The following is a 12038-nucleotide window of genomic DNA, read 5'->3' as shown; positions in this document are numbered from 1 at the left end:
TTTGAATAGTTATTTTCAACTTGTAGTAAACTTAGAGTAAGGTTTAGGTAACTATTCTTTGTTTTCTAATATAATTCACATGATATCTTAACAATGCATTTCGTGATATGGCATGTACTATATTTTAGTCAAGTTCAAAATTATAGAAAACAATTCCTGACGATATTTTGTGATGTAACAATATTTTTTAATTATGTAACAATGAGTGTTTTATGTTGTTTTTTTGCTCTTTTAATCCTTTTTATTTAGTTACATTAGTTCTGTATTTGAATTTAAACACAATATATTTTGAACAAATCATTAACTTCTTTTTGGGTAATTGTAATGTTAACCGCAACTCTTTTAGGGCAGCAGTTGCAATTCAATTCACTAACCGTTAATGATGGTTTGTCTCAAAATGATGTGAGTTGTGTAATGCAAGACTCAGAAGGGTTTATCTGGATTGGTACCTACGATGGGTTAAACCGTTTTGATGGATATGATATTGAGAGCTTTTTTCATGACAATAAGAATGAAGCAAGTTTATCGAGTAATAGAATTAAATGTTTGTTTGAAGAAAAAGAAAAAAGAATTTGGATTGGTACTGATGGCTATGGATTGAATTACTATGATTTGAAAACTGACAGTATTATCAGGATAAACACTCCAAATAACTACAAGATAATTAATGATATCAAAAAGAATGAAAAAGGAGATGTTATTGTTGCTACGAATCATGGTTTATTAAAAGTTGTAAAGAAAGAAGGTTTTTTTTCAGTAGAAGTATTACAATCGGCTTTAACAGGCTTTCGGGTAAGGTGTTTTGAAATACTAAAGAATGGTGAGGAAATTTACTTAACAGATAAAGGTATTTGGGTAAACCGAAATGATTCATATGAATTAATTGAAGGCTCCAATTCGATAAACTTTTTCGCAATGGATGAAACCTCTCAAGGTGAGATTTGGTTAGGAGGAGGTGGAGGGCTTTATCAAATAGTGAATGATACTTTGGTTTCGAAAAGAGATAAATTAAGAGGAAGGATTCGTTCTATTCAGGAAGGGATTGATAACGATTTATGGATTTCTATTTTTGATAAGGGTATTTTTCATTTTGATTTAACTAAGAATAAAGTTTCGAAAGAAGAACTTAAAGATGATTTTTCAAAACATGTTTTTAAAGATTCTTCTAATACTTTATGGGTTGCATCTAGAAACGGAGTTTTATACTCCAACTTAAATAATAAAAACTTTAGAACACTTTCAATTCAAAGAAAAGGTCTTGTAAGAACTCTTTTAGCTACTAATGAGAAAGTGTATTATGGACTTCGGACAGATCGATTTTACACATATTCTTTTAAAGATAAAATTAATAAGCCCATAGGTATTCAAAAGGATGCGAGGCCACTTCGTGTCGATACCCTTAATGGTAAAATTCATTTGGCAACCACAAAAGGTTTGTATAAAAAACGCAGTGACGATAGTGATGAGTTCGACTTAGTTCCAATTTTTAACGCAAAAAAGGATAATAACCTACTTATTACAAGTTTTTGTAAAGATGCTTTTGGTAATCAGTTTTTTGGAAGTTTTAAAGGGTTAATTATAAAAAGTAAAAAATATACCAATTGGGTTCATGATCAATTCCAAAATTTAAGAACACTTCGAAATGTTCGCGTATTTTCACTTAAGGCCGATTATTTTAAGAAATGTCTTTGGGTAGGAACTATAGCAAGTGGGCTTTTTAAAATAAATTTTGACAACTCCGGAAATATAATTTCTGCTGAACATTACAGTGAAAAAATATCGGGTTCCTATCATATTCCGAATAATTCAATATGGTCGTTTTACCAAGAAAAAGATGGATCATTATTTGTCGGAACAGGTACGGGTTTAATACATAAGAAAATAGAAGAAAATCAGTTTAAGCTTGTCGATTCTCCAGAAATTCAAAACAAAAAAATAATGGGAATTATTAACGATGATTCTTCGAATCTATGGTTAACTAACTCTCAGGGAATTATCAAGTATTCTCTTGTTAATGGAGAAACCCAAAAATTTAATCATTTTGATGGGTTGTTGACGAATACATTTACTGAAGCAGTATCTAAAAATAAAAAAGGAGAACTATTTTTTGGAAGTATTGAAGGAATAAACTCAATTAAACCCTATGAAATGGAGTACAATCCTTTTCCATCGAAAATTGCTTTCACAAATTTAATAGTTAACAATACTAAAATAGGTGTAAATCAAAATTTTAAAGGTTCTAGATTATTAGAGAAGAGATTGAATAAAATGGATGAGCTTACTTTCAGTTATAAGCAAAACGATTTTTCAATTGAATTTACCAGTACTAATTACGCTAATGTAAACGTAAATAAGTACCGATATAAATTGGATAACTATGATGATACTTGGCAAGTTGTTAATAATGATAAGAGATATGCCAGTTATTCGAATTTAGAAAGTGGTAGTTATAAATTGCATGTTGAGGCAACCAACTCTAATGGTCAATGGTCAAACCAAATAAGAGCATTAAATATTAATATTGAGCCAGCACCTTGGAGAACTTGGTGGGCTTACCTTTTATACTTACTTGCATTTTCAGGACTCTTAATTACTTTTATTTATTTCTGGATGAATAAACAAAAGCTTAGAAATCAAATGCAACTTTCTCAGTTTAAGAGCGAGCAAGAAAAAGAAATAAATGAAATGAAGTTAACTTTTTTTACTGATGTTGCTCATGAGTTTAAAACACCATTATCATTAGTTATAGGTCCATTAAACGATTTAATAGAAGGGAAAGTTACAGATGAACACAAGGAGTTTTGTTTCAATATTGTATCAAGAAATACAAATCGAATGATGAACTTAGTAAATCAACTTCTTGATTTTAGAAAAGTTAATTCGGGTGTTAATATTTTAAAAGTATCAAGAAATGATATCAGTTCTTTTGTTCGAGGTGTCGCAAAATCTTTTGATTGGCAAGCTAAAAATTCAGGTGTTCAATTCAATATTATTGCTCCCGAGAGTTATTTCTGCCATTTTGATAAAGATATAGTCGAAAAAGTACTATATAATTTGTTATCAAATGCTTTTAAATATACTCCGAATAAAGGTGTTGTAGAGGTTGAAGTAAAGCTTACATGGAAACAAGAATTGGAGTACTTAGTTATTTTAATAAAAGATAATGGAAAAGGTATTTCTCAATTAGATAAAAAGAAAATTTTCGAAAGACATTTTCATGGGAAAGATAGATTTTCTTCTGGAATAGGATTGCATTTGGTTGTTACGTTAATTGAAGCGCATAGAGGAACAATAAACGTTTTTGATAGCTCTATTGGTGGTACTGAATTTATGATTTCGTTGCCTGTATCTTCAAAAGTTTTTTCAGAAGAAGAGTTTTTAACAAAAGAAGATATTCCTGATAATTTAACTTACAATTACAGTCCAGGAGAAATTCCGCGTACAAAAGAAGAGGAGGAAGAGGAAGATGTCGGAAAAGAAAAGGTGTTATTGGTTGAAGATGATTACGATTTAAGAAAATATCTTCACAAGATATTAACGCAAGATTATATCGTTTTTGAAGCTGTAAATGGAAAGCAAGGTATAGAAATCGCTTTAAATGAAATTCCAGATATAGTTGTAACTGATGTTATGATGCCAGAATTAGATGGAATTGAAATGTGCAAAGAGATTAAGAAAAATAAATTAATATCCCATATCCCAGTATTAATGCTAACGGCTAAAACAGGTGCTGAGTTTTATAATGAAGGATTAGAAGCAGGGGCATGGGATTACATAGCGAAACCATTTAATAGCTCTCAACTTCGAAAAAAAATTGACAATATCATTGAAACTAGAAATAGTTTTAGAAAGCATTTAGCAAAGGGAACAACAAGTAAAATTAAAGACCACTACGTGTCTTTTGATCAAAAATTTGTTACCAATGCTATAAAAATAATTGAAGAAAAAATGCCTGAATCTAGTTTTTCTGTAAAAGAACTATCGGAAGAACTAGGGTTAAGTAGAATGCAATTGCATAGAAAATTAAAATCTTTAACAGGATTAAACACCACGGCTTTTATGAACTCAATTCGGATGGAAAAAGCAATCATTATGTTTAATGGAGGATGCGATCGTGTTCAAGAAGCAATGGATGCCATTGGTATCAATAGTTACGCGCACTTTAATACTTTATTCAAAAAAGAAAAGAATGTTACCCCAAGTAAATACATAGAACAGGTAAAAAATATGAAACGGTAGGAGTTCAAAAACATTCATTCAAAAACAATAAAAAATGGGAAAATATTTTATGACACTAATCATATTAGTGGCTTTTTCATGTAATTCATCGAAAAATAAGCAAAACAATAAAAAGGCTCAAATTAAAGAAAAACCGAATATAGTAGTTTTCTATGTAGATGATCTTGGGTATGGCGATTTAAGTTCTTATGGAGCCGTTGGTGTCGAAACTCCAAACGTAGATAAATTGGCAAAGGGAGGAATTAAATATACGGACGCCCATAGCTCGGCGGCAACTTGTACTCCCTCAAGATATTCACTTTTAACTGGAAATTATGCTTTTAGAAATCAAGCAGCTATTTTACCTGGTGATGCACCTTTAATTATTAATCCTTCAGTGCCAACATTACCTAAAATGCTTAAAAAAGCAGGATATAGGACTGCTGTTGTTGGGAAATGGCATTTGGGGTTAGGGAATGGTTTTGTGGATTGGAATACTGAAGTAAAACCAGGACCCTTAGAAATAGGTTTTGATTATAGTTTTTTATTACCAGCAACGGGGGATAGAACTCCAACAGTGTATTTAGAAAATCATGGAGTCGTTGGTTTGGATAATTCAGATCCATTAGCGGTGAATTATAAAGAGGCATATGTAGGAGAACCAACAGGGATTAAAAATCCAGAAATGCTAAGGCAAAAAGCAGATAGACAGCATAGTCAGGCAATTACGAATGGAATTAGTCGTATAGGGTATCAAAAAGGAGGGGGAAAAGCAATGTGGATCGATGAAGAGTTTCCCGATGTTTTTACAGGAAAGGCCATTGATTTCATCAGAAAAAATAAAGACGACCCGTTTTTCTTATTCTTTTCATTTCATGATATTCATGTCCCAAGATTACCAAATAGTAGGTTTTCAGGAAAATCAACAATGGGACCAAGAGGTGATGCTATTGCTCAAATGGATTGGATGACGGGTGCTATTGTAAATGAGCTGGAGAAATTAGGAATAGATCAGAATACGATGATAATTTTTACAAGTGATAACGGACCTATTTTAGATGATGGTTATGAAGATTTAGCAGAAGAAAAACTTGGAAGCCACAGACCTACTGGCCCTTTTAGAGGAGCGAAATATAGTGCTTATGAAGCTGGAACTAGGGTTCCAATGATTGTCTACTGGCCTTCTAAAGTAAAATCGGGAGAGAGTAATGCTTTGGTATCTCAGATAGATTTTTATGCTTCTTTCGCTAGTTTTTTAGGTGTAAAACTAAAAAAAAATGAAGCAGTTGATAGTTATGATATCATGAGCTCATTAATGAATTCAAGTGAGAAGGCTCGAGAGGTACTTTTAGAAGAATCTTTTACTTTGTCAATTCGAGAAGGCAATTATAAATATATAAAGCCTATTACCACTAAAAATTTACCAAAATGGCTAAAAAATAAAAAAGTTGAAACTGGACTCGTTGAAGAAATTCAACTTTATGATTTATCAAAAGATATTGAAGAAAGGAAAAATATAGCAAAAGAGAATGTGGTGTTAGTGAGGGAGTTGGAAGAAAAGATAGACAGTATAGTGAATATAAATTAAGATCAAAAGGGGGATGTATATAACAGCAAATAAGGGGGCTGATTTTAAAGAATTAAAAGGAATCGGGTTTTTTACATTGGCAAATAAGAACAATGTTTCTATAAAGATCACAAATTATGGCTTACGGATACTCACTTTAAATGTGCCGGATAAAAATGGTCATATTGAAGATGTTGTTCTTGGATTTGATAAGCTTGATGATTACTTAACTGAATCAGGTCAGTATTTTGGGTGTATTATTGGGCAATATGCCAACAGAATTGAAAATGGAAGGTTTATTCTTAATGGAAAGAAAATTCAATTAGACAAAAATGAGAAAGGAAACCATTTGCATGGAGGATGTTATGGGTATCATAATGTTATTTGGGAAGTAAGTGCTGTATCACATAATAAACTAAATTTTCAATATACTTTTAAAGAAAGTGAAACAGGGTATCCTGGTACTACTAAAGTTGAGGTATTTTATGAATTAACAGAAAATAATGAGTTCATTATAACATATGAAGCTAAATCTGATAAAGACACGATTATAAGCTTAACCAATCATGCTTATTTCAATTTAAAAGGAGAAGGAAACGGTACAATTGAAGATCACTTTGTTAAGATAAATGCCAATCATTATTTATCAATTAATGAAAGTTGTATTCCAAATGAAATTCAAGAAGTGGACAGCTTACCATTGGACCTTAGGGATTCGACAGAACTGAAAGATGTTTTGAGATCTGAATTCTCACAAATTACTTTAGCAAATGGTCTTGACCATTGTTATGTTCTAAAAAAAGAACTCAATAATCATCTTAATTACACCGCTACTGTTGAGGATAAATCTAGTGGTAGAATACTAAATGTTTACACAACTGAGCCTGGTGTTCAGTTGTATACAGGGAATTTTTTAGATGGAACTTTAGTAGGGAAATCTCAAAAAGCCTACCAAAAATATGCAGGATTGTGTATAGAAACACAACAGTTTCCAAATGCACCAAATGAAAAGGAATTTCCAAGCCCAGTATTAAAAGCAAGTAAAAAGTACACTTCTACAACCGTTTATCAATTTTTAGTTAATAATCAAATAAAACCATTACAAGAATGAATGCAGGTTTTCAATTTTTAGATTATGTTATTTTTATTGTTTATGCGATAATAATTTTGGGTATTGGGCTCTGGGTTTCAAGAGATAAAAAAGGCGAACAGAAGAATGCTGAAGATTATTTTTTAGCAAGTAAATCACTTCCATGGTGGGCCATTGGAGCTTCACTAATTGCCGCAAACATTTCAGCAGAACAGTTTATAGGGATGTCAGGCTCGGGGTTTGCCTCTGGTTTGGCTATTGCCTCTTATGAATGGATGGCCGCAATTACTTTAATTATTGTTGGAAAATACTTCTTGCCTATTTTTATTGAAAAGAATATTTATACTATTCCTGAATTTGTGGAAAAGCGATTTTCTTCAAATTTAAAAACAATTTTAGCGATTTTTTGGATAGCTTTATATGTTTTCGTTAACCTCGCCTCAGTACTCTATTTAGGGGCGTTGGCTTTAGAAACAATCATGGGAGTTCCTATTGTTTATGGAGTGATAGGATTGTCTCTTTTCGCAGCGGCCTATTCATTGTATGGAGGACTGTCAGCTGTTGCATGGACGGATGTTGTTCAAGTAGTTTTTTTGGTGTTTGGAGGTTTGGTAACTACTTATTTAGCGTTAGATTATGTGTCTGGCGGAGATGGCTTTTTTTCAGGGCTAAAAACTGTTTATAATGCAGTGCCAGAAAGATTTGAAATGATTTTAGATAAATCCAACCCAGAGTATAAAAATTTACCTGGTATTGCCGTATTAGTAGGTGGTATGTGGGTAGCGAATTTATATTACTGGGGTTTTAATCAGTATATTATCCAAAGAACTTTGGCAGCTAAATCACTTAAAGAAGCTCAAAAAGGAATTTTATTTGCTGCTTTTTTAAAGCTGTTGATTCCGTTAATAGTGGTGCTACCGGGGATAGCAGCGTTTGTCATGATTAATGATCCTGAAATAATGAAGAATTTGGGGATGTAGCACAGCAGAACATTCCTTCATTACAATTGGCAGATAAAACATACCCTTGGTTGTTACAATTTTTACCTGTAGGACTAAAAGGAGTTGCTTTTGCTGCACTTACGGCCGCAATAGTAAGTTCTTTGGCATCGATGCTTAACTCTACTTCTACCATATTTACAATGGATATTTACAAGGAGTATATAAACAAAACAGCTACTGATAAACAAACAGTAAATATGGGGAGGATTTCTGCTACGGTAGCTTTAATTATTGCATGTATCATGGCACCTTTATTAGGAAGTTTAGATCAGGCATTTCAATTCATTCAAGAATATACCGGTGTGGTTAGTCCAGGTATTTTGGCAGTATTTCTTCTAGGATTATTTTGGAAAAAAACAACAAATAAATCTGCAATTATTGGAGTCGTTTTATCAATACCTATTGCAATGTATTTTAAAGTAGCTCCTAAGGGATGGTCAAAGTCGGGGTTATTTATAGAGATTCCCTTTATGGACCAAATGGGGTATACGCTTTTGTTAACAATGCTGATTATTATAATTTCAAGTTGTATACAGCATAAAGGAAGAAACGATGAAAAGGGAATAGAAATTACAAAGGAACTTTTCAAAACATCACCAATTTTTAATATTGGAGCATTTGCCATCATGTTAATATTAACGGCATTATATGCTCTATTCTGGTAATTAAATCAATAAAAATGGAACAAGCTTTAATCAATAAAATTAAAAATAGTTTTGTGTCTGAGTTTTCTCAAGAGCCAATAATGGTCTTTTCTTCTGGTAGAATAAACTTAATTGGCGAGCACGTAGATTATAATGATGGTTTTGTATTTCCGGCAGCAATAGATAGAGGAATTGCGCTTGCAATACAAAAGGCGAATGGAGAAAAATCTACGGTAATAGCCAGTGATTTTGAAGAATCTTTTCAATTTGAAATTGATAAAATACATGTAATTGATGGAGGAGGGTGGCGTAATTATTTAATAGGGGTTATTAAAGAATTACAAAAAAAAGGAAAGGTGTTAGATAATGTGAATGTCGCTTTTAGCGGAAATGTTCCCGCGGGGGCGGGATTGTCATCTTCTGCTGCATTAGAAAATGCCATAGTGTTTGGATTAAATGAATTGTTCGGCTTACAATTAACCAAAAAAGAAATGATTTTAATCTCCCAAAAGGCAGAACATGATTATGTAGGAGTTAAATGCGGGATTATGGATCAATTTGCAAGTATGTATGGAGAAAAAGATCATTTTTTATTACTAGACTGTCGGACGTTAGAATATAAAACCTACCCAGTAAATCTAGAAAACTATGAATTAGTACTTATCAATTCTAATGTCCAACATAATCTTTCTGAAAGTACTTATAATCAAAGGAGAGAACTTTGTGAAAGAACCGCAAAGATGTTTCAAAAAAACAGTCTACGAGATCTTAAAAAAAAAGAATTATGGCAAAGAAAACATGAGTTCTCTAATGAAGAGTATAAGATGGTTCTTTATGTTATTGAGGAAATAGAAAGAGCAATGCTGGCAGCAAAAGCTATAGAAAATAAGAATATTAAACAATTGGGAATGCTGCTTTATGAAACTCATAATGGATTGTCCAAACAGTATAAAGTAAGTTGTGAAGAATTAGATTTTTTAGTTGATTTCGCTAGAAATTCGAAAAGGGTTGTAGGGGCTCGAATGATGGGAGGAGGATTTGGAGGTTGTACCATTAATTTGGTAGAAAAAGAGTTTGTAGAACAGTTTATAGAACTAACATGTAGTTCATTTCAAGAAAAATTTGGGTTTGAATGTACGCCTATTTCGGTAGAGCTTTCTGCAGGAACCCGTGTTATTAAAAATTAAGTATGAATTTTCAAGAATATTCACATAAAAGGTACAACATACTCACAGGAGAGTGGGTTTTGGTTTCCCCACATAGGTCAAAAAGACCTTGGCAGGGACAAGAAGAAGAGGTTGTAAAAGAGAAAAGATTTAAGCATGATCCTAATTGTTACTTGTGTGCAGGGAATACTAGAGCAAATGGGGAAGTAAACCCTAATTATGACCAAGTTTTTATTTTCAATAATGATTTTGCGGCACTACAAGAAAATGTTGAAGATGGCTGTATAAATAATGGTTTGTTGCGTGCAGAAACGGAAAAAGGAATTTGCAAAGTTATTTGTTTTAGTCCTGACCATTCGAAAAGCTTGGCGGAAATGACCGCAAATGAGATTCTATATGTTGTTGAAGCATGGAAGAAAGAATACCAAGAATTGGGAGCGAAGGAATTCGTTAACTATGTTCAAATTTTTGAAAATAAAGGAGCCGTTATGGGGTGCAGTAATCCTCATCCTCATGGTCAAATATGGAGTCAATCAACTTTGCCTAATGAGGTGATAAAAAAAGATACGTCTCAAAAAGAGTATTTTCAATCTAATGGAAGGTCTTTGTTACTTGATTATCTCGATCAGGAGACTTCTCTTGGAGAAAGAATAGTTTATGAAAACGATGAATTTTTAGTGTTTGTTCCCTTTTGGGCGATATGGCCATATGAAACCATGATAGCTCCTAAAAACCATTTGCAAAGTATTGATTTGTTAAATTCAAAACAAGAATTTTTATTTGCGGACGCAATTTCAAAGATTACGAGTGCCTATGACAGAGTGTTTGATTGCTCATTTCCTTACTCGGCAGGAATACATCAGGCACCAACTAGCAAAGAAGATAACTTACATTGGCACTTTCATATGAGTTTTTATCCACCATTGTTGAGAAGTTCGTCGGTGAAAAAATTCATGGTAGGGTATGAGATGTTTGGTAGCCCTCAAAGAGATATTACACCAGAATTGGCAGTTGAAAGATTAAAAAGACTAATTTAAATAGGATGATTAAAACAAGTAAAACATAAATTTATGAGTAGAGGCAAAGTTATTATTACAGGAGGTTGCGGGTATATTGGTTCTCATACAAGCGTTGAGCTAATTAAGAATAAATTTGATGTGGTAATTTTTGACGATTTATCGAACTCGAAAGAGTTTATAATGGATAGAATTTATCAAATAGCAGGAGTTAAACCAGCTTTTGAAAAAGTGGATTTATCGAACCCGATTGAAGCAGATAGGGCTTATTACAAGCATTCTGATGCGCATTCAATTATCAACTTTGCCGCGTTCAAAGCAGTAGGAGAATCTGTTGAAAAACCTATTTTGTATTATAAAAATAATTTATATACGCTCATAAACTCTATTGAAGCTCAAAAGAAGTATGGAATTAAGAACTTTATATTTTCTTCTTCCGCTACTGTTTACGGTAATCCAAATAGGTTACCAATTACGGAGAGTTTTCAAACGAAAAGAGCTTTTTCGCCCTATGGAAATAGTAAGAAAATAGCAGAGGAAATTTTAGAAGATTTTAGTAAGGCATACCCCGAATTTAAAACAATTTCACTCAGATACTTTAATCCAATTGGAGCACATGAATCCGGACTTATAGGCGAATTACCAAATGGAATACCTAATAATTTATTACCGTATGTAACTCAATGTGCAGCAGGAGTTTTAAAGGAATTACAGGTGTTTGGTAACGATTATAACACTAAAGATGGAACGCCTATTAGAGATTATGTTCATGTAGTTGATTTGGCAAAAGCTCATGTAAAAGCTTTGGAAAGATTGTTGTCAGGAAACATGAAGGAGAATTATGATGTATATAATTTAGGAACGGGAAAAGGAGTTACAGTGATGGACATTATAAATACTTTTGAAAAGGTAACGAAAGAAAAAATAAACTATAGAATTACAAAGAGAAGAGCAGGAGATGTACAAGCTTTATTTGCGTCAGCGGAAAAAGCAAAAAATAATCTAGGCTGGGAAGCTACATTAAGTCTCGAAAATATGATTGAAACTTCATGGAATTGGGAAAAAACATTTCGTGATATGTGATAAAATTGTTGTTTTGAATAATTTTAAACATATATCAGCCTTAAATAAACTATTAAGAAATAAATGGATTGTTTAATAAATAAACGGTAATTTTTTAAGCAAAACAATGAGTGTTAGGTACAGCAATCTTGTTAAGGTTTTGCTTTTCAAAACTTTAAAGAATAATTAATTATAGGCTAATTTTAGTAAGATTAAGAAAAAATCACTAACTTTTCGCCGTTACTCTGTGAAGATACGGGTAACGATTTAATTT

General features: G+C 32.4%; 6 protein-coding genes and 1 pseudogene. All 7 read left to right on the top strand.

What is annotated here, in order from left to right; genetic code table 11:
• Positions 1-288: 288 nt before the first annotated feature.
• Entirely contained in the window at positions 289-4239 is a 3951-nt protein-coding gene (locus BLW23_RS21395) for a hybrid sensor histidine kinase/response regulator transcription factor (protein ID WP_143032255.1), read from the top strand.
• A gap of 34 nt (positions 4240-4273) precedes the next feature.
• Complete coding sequence (locus BLW23_RS21390) at positions 4274-5806, top strand: sulfatase family protein (RefSeq protein ID WP_093673780.1); 1533 nt, start codon at positions 4274-4276, stop codon at positions 5804-5806.
• A gap of 13 nt (positions 5807-5819) precedes the next feature.
• Positions 5820-6896 carry an aldose epimerase family protein gene (locus BLW23_RS21385; RefSeq protein ID WP_093673778.1) on the top strand — a complete coding sequence of 359 codons (1077 nt, stop codon included), beginning with the start codon at positions 5820-5822 and terminating at the stop codon, positions 6894-6896.
• A pseudogene (locus BLW23_RS23950) lies at positions 6893-8541 on the top strand (sodium/sugar symporter). Before BLW23_RS21385 ends, BLW23_RS23950 begins: the two are co-directional and overlap by 4 nt.
• A gap of 14 nt (positions 8542-8555) precedes the next feature.
• A complete protein-coding gene (galK, locus tag BLW23_RS21375; protein WP_093673776.1) occupies positions 8556-9707 on the top strand; it encodes a galactokinase in 1152 nt (383 codons plus the stop codon).
• A 2-nt stretch (positions 9708-9709) separates the two neighbouring features.
• Positions 9710-10723: a UDP-glucose--hexose-1-phosphate uridylyltransferase gene (locus BLW23_RS21370; protein ID WP_093673774.1), complete on the top strand. Its 1014-nt coding sequence runs from the start codon at positions 9710-9712 to the stop codon at positions 10721-10723.
• 33 nt (positions 10724-10756) lie between these two features.
• A complete protein-coding gene (galE, locus tag BLW23_RS21365) occupies positions 10757-11785 on the top strand; it encodes a UDP-glucose 4-epimerase GalE (RefSeq protein WP_093673772.1) in 1029 nt (342 codons plus the stop codon).
• The last annotated feature ends 253 nt before the right edge of the window (positions 11786-12038 follow it).

It is taken from the genome of Tenacibaculum sp. MAR_2009_124 (genome assembly GCF_900105455.1).
In the GTDB taxonomy this organism is placed as follows: Bacteria; Bacteroidota; Bacteroidia; order Flavobacteriales; family Flavobacteriaceae; genus Polaribacter.
Note: the sequence above shows the minus strand (reverse complement) of the source record. Positions and strands in the feature narration are given on the sequence as shown.

Coding starts and splice junctions, on each gene's coding strand:
- galK (WP_093673776.1), top strand. CDS start 8,556: ATGGAACAAGCTTTAATCAATAAAATTAAAAATAGTTTTGTGTCTGAG.
- BLW23_RS21390 (WP_093673780.1), top strand. CDS start 4,274: ATGGGAAAATATTTTATGACACTAATCATATTAGTGGCTTTTTCATGT.
- galE (WP_093673772.1), top strand. CDS start 10,757: ATGAGTAGAGGCAAAGTTATTATTACAGGAGGTTGCGGGTATATTGGT.
- BLW23_RS21370 (WP_093673774.1), top strand. CDS start 9,710: ATGAATTTTCAAGAATATTCACATAAAAGGTACAACATACTCACAGGA.
- BLW23_RS21385 (WP_093673778.1), top strand. CDS start 5,820: ATGTATATAACAGCAAATAAGGGGGCTGATTTTAAAGAATTAAAAGGA.